This window comes from Caballeronia humi (genome assembly GCF_001544475.1).
Classification (GTDB): domain Bacteria; phylum Pseudomonadota; class Gammaproteobacteria; order Burkholderiales; family Burkholderiaceae; genus Caballeronia; species Caballeronia humi.
Window position 1 is genome coordinate 384,224 of the sequence record NZ_FCNW02000001.1, and the last position, 20,909, is coordinate 405,132.

19 protein-coding genes and 1 other RNA gene are annotated in these 20,909 nt (G+C 63.0%); 6 read left to right on the plus strand and 14 right to left on the minus strand.

Features of this window, described 5'->3' with window-relative positions:
* Window positions 1–105 precede the first annotated feature (105 nt).
* Window positions 106–1,236 carry an anhydro-N-acetylmuramic acid kinase gene (locus AWB65_RS01825; protein WP_087665695.1) on the plus strand — a complete coding sequence of 377 codons (1,131 nt, stop codon included), beginning with the start codon at window positions 106–108 and terminating at the stop codon, window positions 1,234–1,236.
* A 62-nt stretch (window positions 1,237–1,298) separates the two neighbouring features.
* On the opposite strand, the gene erpA is transcribed toward AWB65_RS01825, so the two are convergent.
* From erpA to rplM, 3 genes are all read right to left on the minus strand, one after another.
* Window positions 1,299–1,664 (minus strand): iron-sulfur cluster insertion protein ErpA, encoded by a 366-nt coding sequence (gene erpA / locus AWB65_RS01830; RefSeq protein ID WP_087665492.1) that lies wholly within the window; start codon window positions 1,662–1,664, stop codon window positions 1,299–1,301.
* A gap of 202 nt (window positions 1,665–1,866) precedes the next feature.
* On the minus strand, window positions 1,867–2,259 hold the full coding sequence (rpsI, locus tag AWB65_RS01835) for a 30S ribosomal protein S9 (RefSeq protein WP_087665493.1): 393 nt from the start codon (window positions 2,257–2,259) through the stop codon (window positions 1,867–1,869).
* An 11-nt stretch (window positions 2,260–2,270) separates the two neighbouring features.
* Window positions 2,271–2,699, minus strand: a complete 429-nt coding sequence (gene rplM, locus AWB65_RS01840; RefSeq protein ID WP_087665494.1) for a 50S ribosomal protein L13 — start codon at window positions 2,697–2,699, stop codon at window positions 2,271–2,273.
* Between the two features lie 611 nt (window positions 2,700–3,310).
* On the opposite strand from rplM, the gene AWB65_RS01845 reads away from it, so the two are divergent.
* Window positions 3,311–3,733 (plus strand): OsmC family protein, encoded by a 423-nt coding sequence (locus tag AWB65_RS01845; protein ID WP_087665495.1) that lies wholly within the window; start codon window positions 3,311–3,313, stop codon window positions 3,731–3,733.
* A 72-nt stretch (window positions 3,734–3,805) separates the two neighbouring features.
* Here AWB65_RS01845 and rnpB read toward each other — a convergent pair.
* From rnpB to pyrC, 3 genes are all read right to left on the minus strand, one after another.
* Window positions 3,806–4,219: RNase P RNA component class A (gene rnpB / locus AWB65_RS01850), an RNA gene on the minus strand.
* 63 nt (window positions 4,220–4,282) lie between these two features.
* Complete coding sequence (locus AWB65_RS01855; protein WP_087665496.1) at window positions 4,283–5,092, minus strand: DUF3025 domain-containing protein; 810 nt, start codon at window positions 5,090–5,092, stop codon at window positions 4,283–4,285.
* A 23-nt stretch (window positions 5,093–5,115) separates the two neighbouring features.
* Window positions 5,116–6,198 (minus strand): dihydroorotase, encoded by a 1,083-nt coding sequence (gene pyrC, locus AWB65_RS01860; RefSeq protein ID WP_087665497.1) that lies wholly within the window; start codon window positions 6,196–6,198, stop codon window positions 5,116–5,118.
* A 211-nt stretch (window positions 6,199–6,409) separates the two neighbouring features.
* Here pyrC and AWB65_RS01865 point away from each other — a divergent pair, with 211 nt between their 5' ends.
* Window positions 6,410–7,303 carry a class II glutamine amidotransferase gene (locus tag AWB65_RS01865; RefSeq protein ID WP_087665498.1) on the plus strand — a complete coding sequence of 298 codons (894 nt, stop codon included), beginning with the start codon at window positions 6,410–6,412 and terminating at the stop codon, window positions 7,301–7,303.
* An 86-nt stretch (window positions 7,304–7,389) separates the two neighbouring features.
* Window positions 7,390–7,725 (plus strand): YegP family protein, encoded by a 336-nt coding sequence (locus AWB65_RS01870; protein WP_087665499.1) that lies wholly within the window; start codon window positions 7,390–7,392, stop codon window positions 7,723–7,725.
* 75 nt (window positions 7,726–7,800) lie between these two features.
* On the opposite strand, the gene AWB65_RS01875 is transcribed toward AWB65_RS01870, so the two are convergent.
* From AWB65_RS01875 to AWB65_RS01900, 6 genes are all read right to left on the minus strand, one after another.
* Complete coding sequence (locus AWB65_RS01875) at window positions 7,801–8,526, minus strand: amino acid ABC transporter ATP-binding protein (protein ID WP_087665500.1); 726 nt, start codon at window positions 8,524–8,526, stop codon at window positions 7,801–7,803.
* Window positions 8,523–9,200, minus strand: a complete 678-nt coding sequence (gene gltK / locus AWB65_RS01880; RefSeq protein ID WP_087665501.1) for a glutamate/aspartate ABC transporter permease GltK — start codon at window positions 9,198–9,200, stop codon at window positions 8,523–8,525. The genes AWB65_RS01875 and gltK overlap by 4 nt, the downstream gene beginning before the upstream one ends.
* A complete protein-coding gene (locus tag AWB65_RS01885) occupies window positions 9,200–9,940 on the minus strand; it encodes an amino acid ABC transporter permease (protein WP_087665502.1) in 741 nt (246 codons plus the stop codon). The genes gltK and AWB65_RS01885 overlap by 1 nt, the downstream gene beginning before the upstream one ends.
* 71 nt (window positions 9,941–10,011) lie before the next feature.
* The gene (locus tag AWB65_RS01890) at window positions 10,012–10,905 is read right to left on the minus strand and encodes a glutamate/aspartate ABC transporter substrate-binding protein (RefSeq protein WP_087665503.1); all 894 of its coding nucleotides are present in this window, start codon (window positions 10,903–10,905) and stop codon (window positions 10,012–10,014) included.
* A gap of 240 nt (window positions 10,906–11,145) precedes the next feature.
* Window positions 11,146–12,459 (minus strand): Glu/Leu/Phe/Val family dehydrogenase, encoded by a 1,314-nt coding sequence (locus AWB65_RS01895; RefSeq protein WP_087665504.1) that lies wholly within the window; start codon window positions 12,457–12,459, stop codon window positions 11,146–11,148.
* 109 nt (window positions 12,460–12,568) lie between these two features.
* The gene (locus AWB65_RS01900; protein ID WP_087665505.1) at window positions 12,569–13,540 is read right to left on the minus strand and encodes a LysR substrate-binding domain-containing protein; all 972 of its coding nucleotides are present in this window, start codon (window positions 13,538–13,540) and stop codon (window positions 12,569–12,571) included.
* 267 nt (window positions 13,541–13,807) lie between these two features.
* Here AWB65_RS01900 and AWB65_RS01905 point away from each other — a divergent pair, with 267 nt between their 5' ends.
* A complete protein-coding gene (locus AWB65_RS01905) occupies window positions 13,808–15,202 on the plus strand; it encodes an MFS transporter (protein WP_235007470.1) in 1,395 nt (464 codons plus the stop codon).
* 52 nt (window positions 15,203–15,254) lie between these two features.
* Here AWB65_RS01905 and AWB65_RS01910 read toward each other — a convergent pair whose 3' ends face one another.
* On the minus strand, window positions 15,255–17,135 hold the full coding sequence (locus AWB65_RS01910) for an ABCB family ABC transporter ATP-binding protein/permease (protein ID WP_087665506.1): 1,881 nt from the start codon (window positions 17,133–17,135) through the stop codon (window positions 15,255–15,257).
* A gap of 220 nt (window positions 17,136–17,355) precedes the next feature.
* Between AWB65_RS01910 and AWB65_RS01915 the strand changes: the two genes are divergently transcribed.
* Window positions 17,356–17,751 (plus strand): acyl-CoA thioesterase, encoded by a 396-nt coding sequence (locus AWB65_RS01915; RefSeq protein ID WP_087665507.1) that lies wholly within the window; start codon window positions 17,356–17,358, stop codon window positions 17,749–17,751.
* Between the two features lie 6 nt (window positions 17,752–17,757).
* Here AWB65_RS01915 and AWB65_RS01920 read toward each other — a convergent pair whose 3' ends face one another.
* Window positions 17,758–20,871, minus strand: coding sequence for an EAL domain-containing protein (locus AWB65_RS01920; protein WP_087665508.1), 3,114 nt, complete (start codon window positions 20,869–20,871; stop codon window positions 17,758–17,760).
* Window positions 20,872–20,909: the final 38 nt, after the last annotated feature.

The following is a 20,909-nucleotide window of genomic DNA, read 5'->3' on the forward strand; positions in this document are numbered from 1 at the left end:
CGATTCTGAAGCGACTTACCGATTTCACCCGATGCGCGGATAATCGCGCTTTATTGGCGAAATCGGCATCGACAGGAGACGAGCGTGGGACGAAAAACCGAGGCAATCGAAACCGGCAAGGCGGACGGCGTGTACTTCGGTTTGATGTCGGGGACGAGCATGGACGGCGTCGACGGCGTCGCGGTTCAGTTCACGACCGGCAAGCCGCCCGTCGTGATCGGCGAGGCGCACGTGAGCTTTTCGCAGGGCATGCGCGACGCGCTCTTCGCCTTGCAGACGCCCGGCGAGAACGAAATCGAGCGCGCGGCGCTCGCGGCGAACGCGCTCGCGACGCGCTACGCCGTCTGCTGCCACGAACTGCAGAGCATGAGCAACTGCTCGGCCACGAAGGTGCGCGCGATCGGCGTGCACGGGCAGACGGTGCGGCATCGGCCGGAAAAGGGGTACACGACCCAGATCAACAACCCGGCGCTGCTCGCGGAAATGACGAACATCGACGTGATCTCCGATTTCCGCAGCCGCGACGTCGCCGCCGGCGGCCAGGGCGCGCCGCTCGTGCCGGCGTTCCACGCGACCGTGTTCGGTGCGCCGGGCGAGACGCGCGTCGTCTGCAATCTGGGCGGGATCAGCAATATCACGGTGTTGTCGGCGAACGGCGCGGTGCGCGGTTTCGATTGCGGCCCGGCGAACGCACTGCTCGACGAGTGGGCGCACCGGCATCTGAAACGTCCCTACGACGAGGGCGGGCAGTTTGCGGCGCAGGGACAGGTGCATCGGCCGCTTTTGAACGCGCTCCTCGACGAACCGTTTTTCGAGCAGGCGCCGCCCAAAAGCACCGGCCGCGACCTGTTCAACCCGGCGTGGCTCGACGCGAAACTCGCGGCATTCGCCAACGTCCCGCCCGCCGACGTGCAGGCGACGCTCGTCGCACTGACGGCGGTGAGCGTCGCGCGCGAGATCGAACGCCATGCCTCCGATGTGCGCGCGGTGTACGTCTGCGGCGGCGGCGCACGCAATCCGGTGCTGATGAGCGCGATCCAGCAGGCGCTGGAGGAAAGCGGCGTGTCGGGCGTCCCCGTGATGACAACCGAAGCGCTTGGCGTTCCGCCGCAGCAGGTCGAGGCGTTGGCGTTCGCGTGGCTCGCGATGCGCTGTATAGCGCGCGAACCGGGAAATATCGCGGCGGTGACGGGCGCGGCGGGCGAGCGGGTTCTGGGCGCGATTTATCCGCATTGAGCTTGAAATAAAAAACGGAGCCCGCAGGCTCCGCTTTTTCATACCGCTTTGGTGCTAAAGAATCACACCGAGAACGACGATCCGCAACCGCAAGTCGTCGACGCATTCGGGTTCTTGATCACGAACTGCGCGCCGTTGAGGTCGTCCTTATAGTCGATCTCCGCGCCGACCAGATACTGATAGCTCATCGAGTCGATTAGCAACTGGACACCGGCCTTGTCCATCACGGTGTCGTCTTCATTGACGGCTTCGTCGAACGTGAAGCCGTACTGGAAACCCGAACACCCGCCGCCCTGCACGAACACGCGCAGCTTCAGGTCCGGATTGCCTTCCTCGTCGATCAGTTGCTTGACCTTGTCAGCGGCCGCGTCGGTGAAGACGAACGGCATCGGCATTTCGGTCGTGGGGGTGTCGGTGACAGCGTTCATTCGAACTCTCCAAAAAAGCTTCTATCCGTCATTGTAGGGCCGATCTCAATATCGTGCTGGAAGCCCATGAAATCAATGGGCTATATCGATATAGATGGCGCTTGCGGACGAATCCGTGTCGCAAAAAATAAAAAGCCGCCGGCGCATGACGCCAGCGGCTTTTCGCAGCGATTCGCCCAGCGGACGAAAAGCGCGATACGGCTTAACGCTTCGAGAATTGCTTCCTGCGGCGTGCCTTGTGGAAACCGACCTTCTTACGTTCCACTTCACGCGCGTCACGCGTCACGAAGCCAGCGCTCGACAGCGTCGGCTTGAGCGTTGCGTCGTAGTCCATCAGTGCGCGCGTGATGCCGTGGCGAACCGCGCCGGCTTGACCCGTTTCGCCGCCGCCCGCCACGTTGACCTTGATGTCGAACGTGGTGGCGTGGCTCGTCAGTTCGAGCGGCTGGCGCACGATCATCAGCGACGTTTCGCGCGAGAAGTAGTCGGCGATGGGCTTGCCGTTGACGATGATGTCGCCCTTGCCTGCCTTGATGAAGACACGAGCGACGGCGCTCTTGCGGCGGCCCGTACCGTAGTTCCAGTTACCGATCATGTGGGCTCCCCTTAGATCTCGAGCGCTTTAGGCTGTTGAGCCGTATGCGGATGCGTTGCGTCGGCGTAGACCTTCAGCTTCTTGATCATCGCGTAGCCGAGCGGACCCTTCGGCAGCATGCCTTTGACCGCCTTCTCGAGCGCGCGGCCCGGGAAACGCTCTTGCATCTTGCCAAACGTCGTTTCGTAGATGCCGCCCGGGTAGCCCGAGTGACGATAGTACTTCTTGTCGGTTGCCTTGTTGCCCGTGACCTTCAGCTTGCCGGCGTTAATGATGACGATGAAATCACCAGTGTCGACGTGCGGGGTGAACTCGGGTTTGTGCTTGCCGCGAAGACGGCGTGCCACTTCGCTGGCGACACGGCCGAGAACCTTATCCGTCGCGTCAATCACGTACCATTCACGCGTCACCTCATGGGCTTTTGCGGAAAACGTTTTCATGATCGATCCAAAAAATTAACTGTGCCCTTGCTGTCCCGCTTGTATATAAGTTGCGCATCGAGGCGCGTGCAGGCTCTCCCTGATTCCCCTTCGCGGGCATTGTGCGAAGAGAACTTTGAATTATAAGGGGATTTTGCATGCTGCGTCAAAAGTTGCGCGATCTGTGACGTGACGAACGAGGACCGGACGAAAAAAAGCCCGAGCATCTGAGGCTCGGGCTGAATCCACCAGGAGGAGGTGGAGGAGACGCGGTAGATTCGTCTAACTGCGACAACCAATGAGCAGAGTATAGGTAGCAGTCTTCTGTCAAGCAATAAAATTCGCATCATGAGATTGTTTTCCGTAATGTGATATCGACGAACGTCCGCACACCTCCGCGTAATTCCTCTCTAAAACAATGACTTGTGTTAGCCATGCAAGCAAATCTGAAATTCGCGAGCGGTCTAGAGGTTCTCTTCGGATTTCATTACGGTCCACGTGGTCCCCGGCACTATTTCGCTAATCAGCATCCGTCAACCCGGAGTTGCGCGGAGCGTGGGCATCTTGCGAAACGACAAACAGCTACAATAATCCGCTTGAAAAACAACGTAGCAAGCGCGCTGGAGCCTGAGATGGAATGCAAAGTTAGCTGGATGGGACAGGATGGCATGGCGTTCGCCGCCGAAACCGGTAGCGGCCACCTTGTCACGATGGATGGCGCCCCCGACGGCGGCGGCCGCAACCTCGCGCCGCGTCCGATGGAAATGGTGCTGCTCGGCACCGGCGGCTGCACAGCCTACGACGTCGTGATGATCCTGAAAAAGAGCCGCCAGGAAGTCGCGGGCTGCTCGGTGACGCTCAAGGCCGAGCGCGCCAGTGAAGACCCCAAGGTGTTCACGAAGATCCACTTCCACTTCACGGTAACGGGCAAAAACCTGAATCCGTCGACGGTCGAGCGCGCGATCAACCTGTCACACGACAAGTACTGCTCGGCGTCGATCATGATCGCGAAAACCGCCGAACTGACCCATTCTTTCGACATCGTGCCGACCTGAACGCGCGATTCAGCAGAACAGAATGCAAAAAGCCGGCGTCATCACTGACGCCGGCTTTTTGACTTTGAATGACGACAAAGCAGGCCGATAAGCCGGATTCTGTGCACGCACCGCATCCGAAGACGCGAAGCGCGTGGCAGTCATTCCTCTAGGCGCGCCATTGCTGACGCGCTCAAGCTTCCTACCCGCAGACGAGACGGGGGCCCCGTCCTGCATCGTGACGATGCGCGCCTGCCTATTTGGAATTGCTCCGGGTGGAGGTTACCGTGCCGGTCTGTCTCGCGACAGCCGCGGTGCGCTCTTACCGCACCGTTTCACCCTTACCTGATCCCGATTTGCACCGGGCCATCGGCGGTTTGCTCTCTGTTGCCCTGTTCCGCGTGTTGCCACGGATGGCCGTTAGCCATCACCCTGCCCTGTGGAGTCCGGACTTTCCTCGCCTTTTCCAGCCGAAACCGGAAAAGCCGCGACTGCCTGGCCTGCTTTGCGAGATGAATTTTAACATGCCGGGTTGGGCGGATTGCGGCGATTACTCGCGCCGGCGGAGCCTTATCCGCGATGGCGGCGGCCGGGGCGGAAGACGCTCGTGTCGTCGTAGAATGGGGGAAATTCGTTCGCCGGAAACCACCCCGGCACACCCAAAACAGGCAACGGAGCGAAATCGCGGCTCGTCGGGGGGTGGTCCAGCAGCGTTTTTGCGACTCGTTCGTCAAGCAGGACGCGGCGTTTTGAATCGTCGAGGGAGAAATAACCGGGCGGGACGGCGACGATCCATGCGTGCCCCGTGCACGCCTTGTACGGCGCGACGAGCTTTTCCAGAAGCGCGTGGCCGAAGATTTGCGCTTCGCAGCGCACGCCCCAATCCGCACGCCGCGTCACGAAAAGCGTGCGCCAGTCGAAATCGCGCAATGCGTCCGACAGCGCCGGATCGGCGCAGACGAACAGCACGGCGTTTTCATCGAAAAGGGTGAGCGCGTCGCGCAGAACGCCGCGCGTCGGGCCGATGCCGAGCGCATCGATTTGCGCCGCCTGCCGTGCGTTCAGCGCCGCCTTGATGCGCGGAAACTGGAACCAGATCGACGCGTTGAAGAAATCGTGGAGATTGTGGCGCGTCGGCACGCAACCGGTAGCGGCGATGTGCGCCTCGTAGGACGCACCCGCCGGTAAATCGTCCTGCGCGATAAAAGAAAGCGGTTTGCCGCGGCCGGTCGTGATGTCCATCGAACGGGCGTCGGCGTTGAGCGTTTCGAGATATATCGAGTAGCCGTCGATCGCCGCCGATTGCCAGCGCACGCCGCGTTCGGCGAGCGGCGCGAGCCACGGCTGCGTCCAATCGATACGCTTGAACGGCAGGGTCATACACTCAGCGCACGAAAAGGCGCTTAAACCTGCCGCCAGCCGATCGTTTCCCCGCCCCGCAACGGCACGACTTCGGCGTCGCCGGCCATGAATTCGGCGGGCAGCGTCCACGATTCGCGGCGCAGCGTCACCGTTTCCTTGCTGCGCGGCAAACTGTAGAAATCCGGGCCGAAGAAGCTCGCGAATCCTTCGAGCATGTCGAGCGCGCCGGCTTTGTCGAAGGCTTCGGTGTAGAGCTCGAGCGCGTGCAGCGCCGTGTAACAACCCGCGCAGCCGCACGCGTGCTCCTTCAAACCCTTCGGATGCGGCGCGCTGTCCGTGCCGAGGAAAAAGCGCGAATTGCCCGAAGTCGCCGCCTCGACCAGCGCCACGCGATGCGTCTCGCGCTTCAACACCGGCAGGCAGTAGTAATGCGGCCGAATTCCGCCGAGAAAAATCGCGTTGCGGTTGTACAGCAAGTGGTGCGCGGTGATTGTCGCGCCGATCGGGCCGCTCGCCTCGCGCACGTAATCGGCGGCATCCTTCGTCGTGATGTGTTCAAACACCACCTTCAGCGCGGGAAAATCGCGCCGCAGCGGCGTCATCACGCGGTCGATGAACACCTTTTCGCGATCGAACAAATCGATCGACGAATCAGTCACTTCGCCGTGCACCAGCAGCGGCATGCCGCTTTCCTGCATCGCTTCGAGCGTAGCCGCGCATTTCTGGAGATCGGTGACGCCGGCGTCCGAATTCGTCGTCGCGCCCGCCGGATACAGCTTCACACCGTGCACGAACCCGCTCGCGCGTGCACGGCGGATTTCGTCGGGCGGCGTGTTGTCGGTGAGATAGAGCGTCATCAGCGGCTCGAACGTGGCGTCCGTGCCCTCTTTCGGCAGCGCGGCAAGGATGCGCTCGCGATACGCGGCGGCCATCGCGGTCGTCGTGACCGGCGGGCGCAGGTTCGGCATGATGATCGCGCGGCCGAACTGGCGCGCGGTGTGCGGCAGGACGGCGGCGAGCATGGCGCCGTCGCGCACGTGCAGGTGCCAGTCGTCGGGGCGCGCGATCGTGAGCGTGGCGGGAGACTGCGTCGATTCTGAAGCGGCGGACGAGAGAGCTGACATGGCGAGAACGGTCGGAGGACGGAGGGACGAATCAAAAATCCGGCAACGGATGGCGATCGAAGCAAAAAGCGGCAAAAACCGCCGTGGAAAATCAACAACGATGCCCGCACGCGCTGGATGATCGATTTTTTGGCGATTGGCTCGGTGCTATGCTTGTGAGACACCATTGTAACAATTCGCCCTAACACCCAAGCCTGCCAGCCTCTGCAACATGTGCCAACTTCTCGGAATGAACTGCGCGGAACCGACGGACGTGACGTTCTCGTTCACCGGCTTCGCGGCGCGCGGCGGCGTCACCGATCACCACGCCGACGGCTGGGGCATCGCCTTCTTCGAAGACAAAGCGTGCCGGTTGTTCATCGACCATCAGTCGTCGGCCAGTTCGCCGCTCGCCGAGATGGTGAAGCGTTATCCGATCAAGTCGAAGAACACGATCGCGCACATTCGCAAGGCGACGCAGGGGCACATCCTGCTCGAAAACTGCCATCCGTTTTTGCGCGAACTGTGGGGCCGGCACTGGATCTTCGCGCACAACGGCGACCTGAAAGGCCACGATCCTGAATTCACCGGCGTCTACCAGCCAGTTGGCACGACGGACAGCGAACTCGCGTTCTGCGCGCTGCTGCAAGGCCTGCGCGAAGCGTTTCCCGGCTCGCAGCCGCCGCTCGACGAACTCTTCGATGCGCTCGCCACGCTCACGCGCGACATCACGCAACACGGCGTGTTCAATTTCCTGATGTCGAACGGACAGGCGCTGTTCTCACATTGTTCGACGCATTTGTACTATCTCGTACGCAGCTGGCCGTTTTCGACGGCGCATCTGATCGACGCGGACATGTCGATCGATTTCGCGAAGTACACGACGCCGGAAGACCGCGTCGCCGTGATCGCGACGTCGCCGCTCACCGACAATGAAATCTGGACGCGCTTCGCCCCCGGCGATCTCGCGATGTTTCAGAAAGGCGCGCTGCAACGGACGGTGAACATTCCCGTGCCGGACGAAGTAGCGAAGAAAGCCGCCGAACCGCTGTGCAAGGTGTGCGTTGAATCGGCGCTGAAGATCGATTCGACGGCGGCAGTGGAAACGGCATTGGGCATTGAATAACGCATCGTTAACAATTGTCACCTCGACGCCGTAGCATGCGGTGACACCCTAGACTCAGGCTTCACTCACCTCAAAAAGGAAGGGCCATGTCAGGAAAATTCGTCATCGATAAAGCGAAGAACGGCCAGTTCTACTTCAACTTGCGCGCGGGCAACGGGGAGCCGATCCTGCAAAGCGAGTTGTATGTGACGCGGGCATCGGCGGAACACGGGATCGAATCGGTGCGCAAGAACGCGCCGCTCGACGAGCGCTACGACCGCAAGGAAAACGCGAAGGGCGAGCCGATGTTCACGCTCAAAGCCGGCAATCACGAAGTGATCGGCGTGAGCGAGGGATACAGCAGCACGTCGGCGATGGAGAACGGCATCGTTTCGGTGAAGAAGAACGCGCCGGACGCAACGGTTCAGGACAATACGAAGTAATTCGCGCGGTTTATACAAAAACGCGGCTTCTCGCAAAAGAAACCGCGTTTTTTCTCGCCTGGGCAAAACCGAAGCTCAGTGCAGAATCTTCGCCAGAAAATCCTTCGCGCGATCCGACTTCGGATTCGCGAAGAACTCTTCCTTCTTGTCGTCTTCCACGATCAAGCCCTTGTCCATGAAGACCACGCGATGCGCGACCTTCTTGGCAAAGCCCATTTCGTGCGTGACGCACATCATCGTCATGCCTTCCTGCGCCAGTTCGACCATCACATCGAGCACTTCGTTGATCATCTCAGGGTCGAGCGCCGAAGTAGGTTCGTCGAAGAGCATCGCGATCGGGTCCATCGACAGCGCCCGCGCGATCGCCACGCGCTGCTGCTGTCCGCCTGACAACTGACCCGGATATTTGTCGGCGTGAGCGCGCAGGCCCACGCGATCGAGCAGCTTCAGGCCCTTCGCGGTGGCTTCGTCGTTCGAACGGCCGAGTACCTTGACCTGCGCTAGCGTCAGGTTCTGCACGATCGAAAGATGCGGAAACAGTTCGAAGTGCTGGAACACCATGCCGACCTTCGCGCGCAGCTTCGACAAGTTGGTCTTCTTGTCGCCGACAGACTGCCCGTTGATCGTGATCTCGCCCTTCTGGAACGGCTCAAGGCCGTTCACGGTCTTGATGAGCGTCGACTTGCCCGAACCCGACGGGCCGCAAACCACCACCACTTCACCCTTTTTCACTTCGGTCGTGCAGTCGGTCAGCACCTGGAACGGACCGTACCACTTGGAAACATTTTTCAAGGAGATCATCTTGCGACCTTTTTCTGAAGACTTTTGACGAGGGCCGAGGCCGCCACGCAAACCACGAAATAACACGCGCCGGCGAACAGGACCATTTCGACGGTCGTACCGTCACGGTCACCGACGTTCGTCGCCGTGCGGAAGAAGTCCGCGAGGCTGATCACGTAGACGAGCGACGTATCCTGAAACAGCACGATGGCCTGCGTGAGCAATAGTGGCACCATCGCGCGAAACGCCTGCGGCAGCACGACGAGCTTCATCGACTGCGAGTACGTCATGCCGAGCGCGAACGCCGCGTTCACCTGTCCGCGCGAGACCGACTGGATGCCGGCGCGGATGATTTCCGAATAGTACGCGGCCTCGAAAAGCGAGAACGCGACCATCGCGGAGGCGAGGCGAATGTCGATATCCGCCGACAACCCGAGCACATTCTGCAGCAACTGCGGCACGATCAGGAAGAACCACAGCAGCACCATGACGAGCGGGATCGAGCGGAACAGCGTGACGTAGATGTTCGCGAACCACACGAGCGGCTTGATGCCCGACAGGCGCATCAGCGCGATCACCGTGCCCCAGACGATACCGACGACAATCGCCAGCACCGTGATCTGCAGCGTGATGATCGCGCCGGTCCAGAGAGTCGGCAGCGCGCCGATGACGCCGCTCCAATTGAAATGATGCATCACTTGCCTCCGATGTAGCCGGGCAGCCGGGTCTTCGCTTCGACCCAGCGCATCAGCAGCATGACGACCAGGTTGATCAGCATGTACGCGATCGTCACGGCGATGAACGACTCATACGTCTGCGCGGTGTAGTCGACGAGCTGGCGCGCCTGCGCCGACAAGTCGAGCAAGCCGATCGTCGAGGCGACTGCGGAGTTCTTGAACACGTTCAAAAACTCCGACGTGAGCGGTGGCACGATGATCCGGTACGCGACCGGCATCAGCACGTAGCGGTACGTCTGCCATTGCGTGAGGCCCATTGCGAGGCCCGCTGCGCGCTGGCCGCGCGGCAGCGCGTTGATGCCCGAGCGCACCTGCTCGCAGACGCGCGCACCGGTGAAGAGCCCGAGACAGATGATCGACGACGAGAAGAACTGCGCGCCCGGCGGCAATTGCTTGAACCAGTTTCCGATCGATGGCGGCAACAGTTCCGGTATCACGAGATACCAGATGAAGAACTGCACGATCAGCGGAATATTGCGGAAGATCGCCACGTAGACCGTGCCGATGCCTGCGAGAAAGCGATTCGGGACCGTGCGCAAGATGCCGAACAGCGAGCCGACCACGAGCGCGATCACCCACGCGGCGAGCGACACGGTGACGGTCACCCAGAAGCCGGAAATCAGCCAGCCGAGGTAGGTAGTGGGCTCGCCGGTCGAAACCGGACTCAGCAGAACGCCCCAGTTCCAGTGATAAGACATGGACTCAACTCCAAAAGAAAACGGAAGAAGCGGGACGCTCCTTCCGTTTCGTTTATCGATACCCGGACAGGTTAGTCGATTGCCTTGTCATTCGGGCTCTTGAAGAGGGCCTTGATGTCATCGCTTTCCGGGAAGTTCAGGTTCAAACCCTTCGGCGGAATCGGGCTTTCGAACCACTTCTTGTAGATCGCGGCGCCTTCGCCCGAGGTTTCGACCTTCGCGATTGCGTCGTCGACGACCTTCTTGAACTCCGGATCGTTCTTGCGAATCATGCAGCCGTACGCTTCATGCGACTGCGGGTCGCCGACGATCACGAAATCGCCCGGATTGTTCGACTTCGCGCGCTCGCCCGCGAGCAGTGCGTCGTCCATCATGAACGCAACGGCGCGGCCGGTCGACAGCGTCAGGAACGACTCGCCGTGATCCTTCGCGCTGATGATGTTCATGCCCATGCTCTTGTCCTGGTTCATCTTGCGAAGCAGGCGCTCGGACGTGGTGCCCGCGGTCGTCACGACGGTCTTGCCCTTCAGGTCGTCCCATGTCTTCACGCCCGAATCCTTCTTGGTCATGAGGCGCGTGCCGATCACGAAGATCGTGTTGGAGAACGAGACCTGCTGCTGACGCTCGGCGTTGTTCGTGGTCGAGCCGCACTCGATGTCGACCGTGCCGTTCTGCACGAGCGGAATGCGGTTTTGCGACGTGATCGGCGTGAGCTTCACCTTCAGGTTCGGCATGTTGAGCTTCTGCTTGACGGCTTCCACCACCTTCAGCGCGAACTCATGCGAATAGCCGACGACGTTCTGCTTGTCGTCGTAATACGAGAACGGGATCGACGACTCGCGGTGACCCAGCGAGATCACTCCCGTGTCCTTGATCTTCTTGAGCGTGCCTGCATCCTGAGCGTATGCGCTCGTTGCGAGAAAACCCAGAGCGGCGAGCACCAGCGCGGCTTTTTTAATCTTCATTTGTTCGATCTCCTGTGGCGAAAACGGGGCAAGTTTAGCAGGGTAATTATTCTGAAAGAATGATTGTTAACCACACGTCCCGAAATTTACCCGGAAGCCGCGCAAGCCCCGCGCGACGCGCATTCTAACTGTAGTTTGCATGCAAAAACAGGCGCCATCCGAAGCGGATGGCGCCTGTTTTTTAAAGGGCGCGAACGCGGCATAAAACCGGGCGAGCGCCGTGTGAAGCGAAGCCGGCGATCACGGATAGAGACCGCGCATTTCACGCGCCATCAGAATGCGCGAACAAGCGACGATGAACGCGGCCGTCCGCACAGACACCTTGTGCTCGCTTGCTACAGCCCACACCGCCGCGAACGCTTCGCGCATCACGCGTTCGAGGCGCTGGTTGATCTCGTCCTCGGTCCAGAAGAAGCTCGAGAAGTCCTGCACCCACTCGAAGTACGAGACCGTCACGCCGCCCGCGTTCGCCACGACGTCGGGGATCACGAGGATGCCCTTGTCGTGAAGGATGTCGTCGGCGGCGGTGGTCGTCGGGCCGTTCGCGCCTTCCACCACGATCTTCGTCTTGATCTTCGCTGCGTTCTTTTCCGTGATCTGACCTTCGAGCGCAGCCGGGATCAGGATGTCGCTTTCGATGGTCCAGAACTCGTCGGCGGAAACCGGGTCCGCGCCCTTGAAGCCGCCCACGCCGCCGTTCTGCGCGACGTGATCGAGCAGCGCGACCGCATCGATGCCCTTCGAGTTATGGATCGTGCCCGTGTGATCCTGCACGGCGACGACCCGCGCGCCGGCTTCCTGGAACAACCGCGCCGCGATCCCGCCGACGTTGCCGAAGCCCTGCACCGCGATGCGCGCGCCTTCGATGTCGAAGCCGATGCGCCGCGCCGCTTCCGTGCCGACGACGAACACGCCGCGTCCGGTCGCTTCCTTGCGGCCGAGCGAGCCGCCGAGCGAGATCGGCTTGCCGGTCACCACACCCGTCGCCGTTTGCCCCTGGTTCATCGAGTACGTGTCCATCATCCACGCCATGATCTGCTCGTTCGTGTTCACGTCCGGCGCGGGGATGTCGGTGTTCGGCCCGATGATGATGCCGATTTCGCTGGTATAGCGGCGCGTCAGGCGTTCGAGCTCGCCGCGCGAGAGCGTGCGCGGATCGACGCGGATGCCGCCCTTCGCGCCGCCATACGGCACGTTCACGGCCGCGTTCTTCACCGACATCCACGCGGAGAGCGCCATCACTTCCGAGAGCGTCACGTCCTGGTGGTAACGCACGCCGCCCTTGCCCGGGCCGCGCGACGTGTTGTGCTGCACGCGATAGCCCTCGAAGTGCGCGACGGTGCCGTTATCGAGTTCGATCGGGCAATCGACGATCAGGATGCGCTTCGGGCGCTTGAGGGTTTCGAGCCAGCGCGAGAGCGAGCCGAGATAAGGCGCGACGCGATCGACCTGCTTCAGATAGTTGCCCCAGGGGCCGAGATCGTCGGCGTGGAGATACGACGGAATGGCGTGTTGGGCGGCGGGTGACGGCAGGTCGTGCTTCGGAGATGACATTTACGCTCCAGCGTTTTTGGCAATGCGCACATTGTCGAAAAAGGCTGTCGCGAAATCCAATGCCGTTTCCTTATCCGATTATGCGTTTCGCGCATAGCGCAGGAGAAGCTTATCCCGTCTGGGTTTCGGCGGCACGCTCGGCGAGTTCGTCGATGACGGCGTCCCACAGGCTACGGGTGAGTGCCTGGCGCGGATCGTCGCCTTGCGAAGCCAGCTTGTCGCGATAGAGGCGGATTTCCATCGTCAGCGTGAACTGGCCGGCGGGCGTGCCGCGCGTGCCCCGGTCGAGGCGGATCAGGCGCCCTTCCTCCACCGCGTCCTCCACCGCGCTGTGCGGCAGGAACGCGACGCCGTGGCCCGCGAGCGCCATCGCCTTGAGGCCCTCGGCCATGTCGGTTTCGTAGACCTTGTCAAGATGAAGACGCGTCGGCGCCGTCGCGATGATGACTTCCGTCATGCGGCCGAGGTAGGCGTTCGGCGTGTACGACAGATACGGCACCGGAGCCTCGGCGCTTGCAGGCAGCGTGTAGCGCGCGCGGCCGCCCTTGGTCACCGCCGAGAACGGGCTGATCGGCTCGGTGCCGAGCGCGAGCATGTCGTAGCGCGCGGGATCGAGCGCGACGGGGTGACTCGGATGGTGATAGCCCATCACGAGGTCGCACCCGCCTTCGACGAGCGACAGCACCGCGTCATGCACGTTCAGCGCGCGCAGCCGCGTATGGATGCGCCCGAGCCGCGCTTCGATGCGATGCAGCCAGCGCGGGAAATATGTCAGCGACAACGTGTGCGGGACGGCGAATTCGATCGTCGCGGTGGGCGCGCCGCCTTGTCCGCGCAGGAGCGTGCGCGCCTCGTGGAATTGCGAGAGCATCGCGAGCGCCTGCTCGTAGAAGACCTGACCCGCTTGCGTGAGACGCGTCGGATAGACCGAACGGTCGATGAGTTCCGTGCAGAGCCACGCTTCCAGCGCCTGGATGCGCCGCGAAAATGCGGGCTGCGTGATGTGCCGCATCTCGGCCGAGCGGCTGAAGCTGCGCGTCTCCGCGAGCGAGACGAAGTCTTCGAGCCATTTGAGTTCCATGCGTTGTCGCTCCTCTCGCGCGGGTCGGCGATGAAGCCCGCATTTTAGCGGGGCGATGGGTTGCCGCACCAATCGCGAGCAGGTCGCACTCGTGCGGTGCTGCGGTGCAGCGACTCCTCGCAGCGTTTCATGCTTCGAACGCAGGTGAAACCCGCGTCGGCGCTGGCAACAAGCAAACATGCACATAATTGGCATGATGCTTGCAGTCTCCTGGGTTCTCCCGCGCGCGCGTCAATGCGCCGCGCGCCGCCCATCCAAGGACTCTGCATGAAGAACCTGACGACGTCGCTGAAAAGCGGCAACTGGCGCTCGCTCCTTGCGTGCTTCCTCTATTTCGATACCGGCTTCACCGTCTGGGTGCTCTATGGCCCGCTCGCGCCGTTCATCAGCAAGGACATCGCGATGACGGCCGCCCAGCAGGGCTTCCTCGTCGCCGTGCCGGTGCTCGCCGCCGCGATCCTGCGCGTGACGCTCGGCAACCTCTATCAATCGACGGACGGACGGCGCGTCGCGCTGATGGGCGTCGCGCTCTCCTCGATCCCGACGATCGTCCTGCCGCTCCTTCCGGGCGTGCCCTCTTATTCGCTGATGCTCGTGCTCGGCGTGTTCCTCGGCATGGGCGGCGCGAGCTTCGCCGTCGCGCTGCCGATGGCGGGCAGCACGTACGCGCCGAAGGTCCAGGGCCTCGTGCTGGGCTTGGCAGCAGCGGGCAACATCGGCGCGGTGCTCGACGGCTTCCTTTTCCCCCACCTCGCCGATGCCTTCGGCTGGAAGCTATCGACGGCCGCCGCGCTGCCCCTCCTCGCTATCACGGCGGTGGCGCTCTACGCGTGGGCCTCGGACGCAGGCGAGAAGACCGGCAGCACGCTGCGCGCGCTGGTGAGCTTCGCGGTGACGCTGGGTGGCCTGATCGTGCTCGTGCTCGCGGTTCACAGCGGCGTGTTCGGCGGCGGACGCACTGGCGTGCTCGTGCTGCCCGTGATCGGCGCGCTGCTCGCGATCGCGGTGCTGCCAAGCCGCTATCGCGCGGTGCTCGCCGAGCGTGATACGTGGGTCATCATGCTGATCTACAGCATCACGTTTGGCGGGTTCGTCGGGATGTCGTCGTATGTGACGCTCTTGCTGACGACGCTCTATCAGATGCCGAAGCTCGAAGCGGGGCTCTTCATGTCGCTGCTCGCGTTTCTCGGAGCGATCGTGCGGCCGTTCGGCGGCTATCTCGCGGATCGCGTGACGGGCGTGCGGGCGCTCATCGTGCTGCTCGCGGTGATCGCCGCCGCCGACTTCGCGTTCGCGATCTGGATGCCGCCGGTGGCGGGCGGGATCGCTCTGCTGATTTGCCTCTATGTCGCGTTCGGGCTCGGCAACGGTTCGACGTTTCAACTCGTGCCGCAGCGCTGGAAAGGCAAGACGGGGCTGCTGTCGGGGATCGTCGGGGCGGCGGGCGGGATCGGCGGGTTCTATCTGCCGGTGATCATGGGCATGGCAAAGGAAAGCACCGGCAGCTATCAGATGGGTTTCGCGACCTTCGGCGTGCTCGCAACCTGCGCGTTCGGCCTGCTCGTCGCGCTGCGTTCGCAGTGGCTGCGCTGGGCGGTGGTGACGATGTCGGGCGCTACGCACGGCGGCGCGAGAATCGCGGCGGTGCACGCGACGGAGTGATCGCGTTGCTCTGACCAAAAGCGCCGACGCCGCGAGGCATCGGCGCTTTTTTTCATGCACGCGCGATGGCGTCGTCCGTCGTCGTGGACGGCTCCGCGGCCCGCTGCTGCTGCAGCGCCCACATCTGCGAAAAGAGCCCGCCCGCGCCCAGCAGGTCGGCATGCGTGCCCCGCTCGACGATGCGCCCGTGATCCATCACGATGATCTGCTCTGCATGCACGACCGTCGACAGCCGATGCGCGATGATGAGCGTCGTCCGCTCGCGGGCGATCGAATCGAGCTCGTGCTGGATCGCGCGCTCGGATTTCGAGTCCAGCGCCGACGTGGCTTCGTCGAAGATCAAAAGCGGCGGGTCCTTGAGCAAGGTCCGCGCGATCGCCACGCGCTGCTTCTCGCCGCCTGACAGCTTCAGCCCGCGCTCGCCGACCGGCGTGTCGTAACCCGCCGGCAAGCCCTCGATGAAATCGTGAATATGCGCCGCGCGCGCTGCCGCGATCACTTCATCGCGCGTCGCTGTCGGGCGCCCATACGCGATGTTGTAGTAAATCGAATCGTTGAAGAGCACCGTGTCCTGCGGCACGATGCCGATCGCCGCGCGCAACGAATCCTGCGTGACGTCGCGGATATCCTGTCCGTCGATGAGGATGCGTCCGCCGTGCGCGCGGTCGAGGTCGTAGAAGCGAAAGAGCAGCCGCCCGAGCGTCGACTTGCCCGAGCCGCTATGGCCGACGACGGCCGTCGTCGTGCCCGCGGGAATGGTGAAATCGACGTGATGGAGAATCGGCCGCGCGCTTTCGTAGGCGAAGCTCACGCTCTCGAAACGCACCGCCGCGCCACGCACCGCGAGCGGCTGCGCGTTCGGCGCGTCGGGCACTTCGCGGCCGGCGGCGAGCAGCGTGAACATGCGGTCCATGTCGGTGAGGCTTTGCTTCAGCTCGCGATACACCACGCCCAGGAAATTCAGCGGGATATAGAGCTGCAGCATGAACGTGTTGATCAAGACGAGATCGCCGAGCGTGAGGCGCCCCGCCATCACGCCTTGAGTGGCGCGCCAGAGGATAAACACGAGCCCCGTCCCGATGATCGCTTGCTGGCCGAAGTTCAGCATCGAGAGCGAGCGCTGCGACTGGATCGCCGCGCTCCGGTAGCGCCTCAGGTTTTCGTCGTAGCGCTGCGTTTCCCACTCCTCGTTGCCGAAATACTTCACCGTCTCGTAGTTCAGCAGCGAATCGATCGCGCGCGAGTTCGCCTTCGAATCGAGATCGTTCATCGTGCGGCGAAAATGCGTGCGCCACTCCGTCACTTTCACCGTGAACACGATGTACGTGACGAGCGCGATCAGCGTGACGATCGCGTAATACGCCTCGTACTTCGCGACGAAGAAGCCGAGCACGAGCCCCACTTCGACGAGCGTCGGCAGGATGCTGTAGAGCGAATACGACACCAGTTGCTGGATGCCGCGCGTGCCGCGTTCGATATCGCGCGACATGCCGCCCGTCTGCCGTTCGAGATGAAAGCGCAGCGACAGCGAATGCAGATGCCGGAACACGCGCAGCGCGAGCGTGCGCACGGCGCTCTCGGTGACTTTCGCGAAGAGCAGTTCGCGCAATTCGGTGAAGAGCGAGGTCGAGAGCCGCACGACCGCATACGCGACGACCAGCAATCCAATGCCACCGATCAGCACGATGCCCGGCGAATCCTGCGCGCGTCCGAGCGCGGTCAGATGCTGCACGGACGCCAGGCCGTCGACGATCTTCTTCATCACGACCGGCACGCCCAGGTTCGCGACCTTCGCGCCGATGAGGCAAGTGAGCGCGAATGCGACGCGCCATTTGTAGGTGGTGAGGTAAGGCAGCAGCGAGCGGATGGTTTGCCAGTCGTTGCGCGGTCCTTTGGAGAGCGGGGCCGGCTCGGTAGTCGGATTGCGGCGCATGAAATCGGGACCTGCATGGGGTCGCGGCGCCCCGTGAAACCGGGCGCGCGTGAGCTGTATCGCGGGGCGGGAGCACGTCGTCGGCGCGTGCTTTCCCGTACAATTCGATGACCCGGGCGGGCTTGAAAACGCGTACAGACACGCCCGGCACCATCGTCATGCATTCATTGTCGCAGATGGCACGGCACCCCGCTCAAGCGCTTCTAACTGGAATCCATCGATGACCGACTCCCTGCAACTCCCCGACAAGCCGGTCGCGCTGCGCGTGATGCCGCAGCCCGCCGATTCGAACGTCCACGGCGACGTCTTCGGCGGCTGGATCATGGCGCAAGTCGATATCGCCGGCTCGATTCCGGCGAGCCGCCGCGCGAACGGACGCGTCGCGACCATCTCGGTGAACTCGTTCATCTTCAAGCAGCCGGTGTTCGTCGGCGACCTGCTGAGTTTCTATGCCGAAGTCGTGAAGACGGGCAATACGTCGGTGACGGTGTCGGTCGAGGTGTATGCGCAGCGCATGCGCCTGAACGGCGAAGTGGTGAAGGTGACGGAGGCGATGCTCACCTACGTCGCCACCGATCGCGACCGCCGGCCGCGCGCGCTGCCATCGCTCGATTGAGCAGCCTCAGTTGAGCACGATCCCGCGCTGCAAAAGCCCGGGAATATCGTCGTGCGGCATCGGGCGCGAGAACAGGTAGCCCTGCATTTCGTCGCAGTCGCGTGCGCGCAGGAAGTCGTGCTGCGCGGAGGTTTCGACGCCCTCCGCGATCACCTGCAACTCCAGCGAATGCGCGAGCGCGATGATCGCGGCGGTGATGGTTTCGTCGTCGCCGGACGAGCCGATGTCCGCGACGAACGAGCGGTCGATCTTCAGCCGGTGCACCGGAAAGCGCTTCAGATACGCGAGGCTCGAATAGCCGGTGCCGAAGTCGTCGATGGCGATACCAATGCCGAGCGCCGACAGTTCCGCGAGCATCGTGATCGCTTCTTCGGCGTTGCGCATGATGGTGCTCTCGGTGAGTTCGAGTTCGAGATACTTCGGCTCGAGCCCGGTTTCCTCCAGCACCGACATGACGAGCGTCGCGATGTCGCGCTGCTGGAACTGCCGCGCCGACAAATTCACCGACACCCGCGCCGGCGGCAATCCGGCATCCTGCCACGCCTTGTTCTGGCGGCACGCCTCGCGCAGCACCCACTCCGAGAGCGGCCCGATCAGCCCGCTCTCTTCCGCGACCGGAATGAACGACGCCGGCGACACGAGCCCGTGCTCCGGGTCCATCCAGCGCACGAGCGCCTCGATCCCGACGATGCCGCCCGTCGCCATGTCGATCTGCGGCTGGTAATGGAGGATGAACTCGCCGTCGCGCAGCGCGCGCCGCAGACGCCGCTCGACGTTCATCCGCGCGCCGACGCTCGCGTTCATCTCAGGCAGATAGAACTGGAACGTGTTGCGCCCCATGTCCTTTGCGCGGTACATCGCGAGATCGGCTTTCTTCAGCACGGTCTCGGCGTCGTCGCCATCTTGCGGGAACAGGCTCGCGCCCATGCTGCAGCCGACGTACAGCTCCGTGCCGTCGAGCCACACCGGCTCGGAGATCGCTGCCCGTACGCGCTCCATCCACGCGATCAGCAGCGCTTCGTCGGTGAGATCGGGCAGCACGATCACGAACTCGTCGCCGCCGTGGCGCGCGACCGTATCAGAAGAGCGCGCGCAGCGCTGCAACCGCTCGCCGACCACCGCGAGCAAACGATCGCCGACACTGTGACCCAGGCTGTCGTTGACGTTCTTGAAGCCGTCGAGATCGATGAACACGACGGAGAGCCGCGTATCGTGCCGCCGCGCATGATCGATCGCGTGTTGCAGACGCTCGCGCAGCAGCTTGCGGTTCGGCAGGCGCGTGAGCGCGTCGTAGTTCGCCTGGTATTCGAGCTGCTCCTGATAGCGGATCAGGTCGGTGACGTCGTTGATCACGCCGATGTGATGCGTCGTGTGACCGTGCGCGTCCGGCACGGGCGCGACGAACAACTGGTTCCAGAAAGGCGCGCCGTCCTTGCGATAGTTGCGCAGCACCGCGCTCGCCTCGTTGTTCGCGCCAAGCCCGCGACGGATCGTGTTCAGCCCTTCCTGATCCTGGTCGGTGCCTTGCAGGAAGCGGCAATCGCGGCCGGTCACCTCGGCCGGATCGTAGCCCGTGATGCGCTTGAACGCAGGATTCGCGTACTCGATGATGTTGCCGCCGTCCCCCGGCGCGGTGATCAGAATCGCGTTCACGCTCGCGTCGAGCGCGCGGCTTTGCAGACGCAGCGCGAGTTCCGAACGCTTCCTTTCGGTGACGTCGTGATACGAACCGAGCACGCCGATGGTCTGCCCTTCGCCGTCCATCAGCGGCAGCTTGCTCGCGACCACCGTACGCAGCGTGTCGCCGACCATGATCTCGCGCTCGAAGTGCATCTTCGGCACGCTCGACATGATCACCTCCTCGTCGTCGGCGCGCAGGATGTGCGCGAAGCGGCCCCACGGAAGCTCGTCGTCGGTCTTGCCGATCACCTGTTCGTTGTACGCGAGCCCGGCGTCGCGCGCGAACGCGTGATTGCAGCCGAGATAGCGCGACTCGCGATCCTTCCAGAAGATGCGCTGCGGAATGTTGTCGATGATCGATTCGAGCATCTGGTTCGAGCGCCGCGCCTCGGCTTCCGCGTTGATGCGGCCGGTGACGTCGTTGGCGAGCATGAAAATACCCTGCCGCCCTGAGTATTTGAGCGCGTGATGCGAGACGTCGGCGCTGATCGTCGAGCCGTTCTTGTGACGATGCCGCCAGACGCCCGCCGAGCGTTGCGCCGATGCGTCCTCGCCCGCGCTGCGTGCAAGCCGTGCGGCGAAGCGCTCGAAGTCGTCGCCGCCGTGCAGGTCGCGCAGTGTCAGGTTCATGAACTCCGGCTCGTTGTAGCCGTAGTGACGCATCGCAGCCGGATTCACGGCGACGAAGCGCATCGTCTCGCTGTCGACGATCCACATCGGCACCGGATGCGCGTCGAAGAGGCCGCGAAAGCGCTCGTTGTTGCGCTGCATCGCCCGCGCGATGCGCAGCTTGGCGCGGGCCGAGCGCTCGTGGCTCGCGAACGTGTAGATGAGCACGCCGCTGCCCGCGAGCACGGTGACGATCAAAAGCAGCATCGCCTGCCCCGACGACTGCGCCGACAGATTCAGCGCCGCGGTCAGCGCGGTGTCTTCGCGCGCGCGCAGGATTGCAAGTTCCTCATCGACGGCTTGCTGGTCTTCGCTCAGCTTCACGAACGCGGCATCGGCCCAGTTGCGCGGTGCACCCGCTTTCGCCGACGCCGCCCGCTCGAACGTGGCCGCTGCGTCGTGCCTCATGATGGCGGCGAACGTAGCCAGGCGATCGAAGGCGCCGGCCATGCCCGGCTCCATCGCGAACTGCGCGCGCAGGCTGCTTTCCAGCGCGTCGAGATGCGCGGCGCGCGCCTCGCGGACGTCGGCGGAATCGAGCGTGCCGGTCGCCTCGTAGCGGCCGAGTGCAGTCAGGTTGTCGCCGAGCGCGGTGCGAAAGGCGTCGAGGTCGCGCATCAGACTCATCGAGCGCAGCGTGCGGGCATCGGCTTCGTTCTGCGCGCGGATCTGCTCGTAAGCGACGAACGCGTTCGCGCCGAGTGCAAGCAGCACCACGGCGATATTGACGAGCAGGCGACTCGAAAGCCGCCTCGTAAAGAATTGGATCATTGGGCTACGCGCGTCATCCATGAGAGCACGCGCGGACT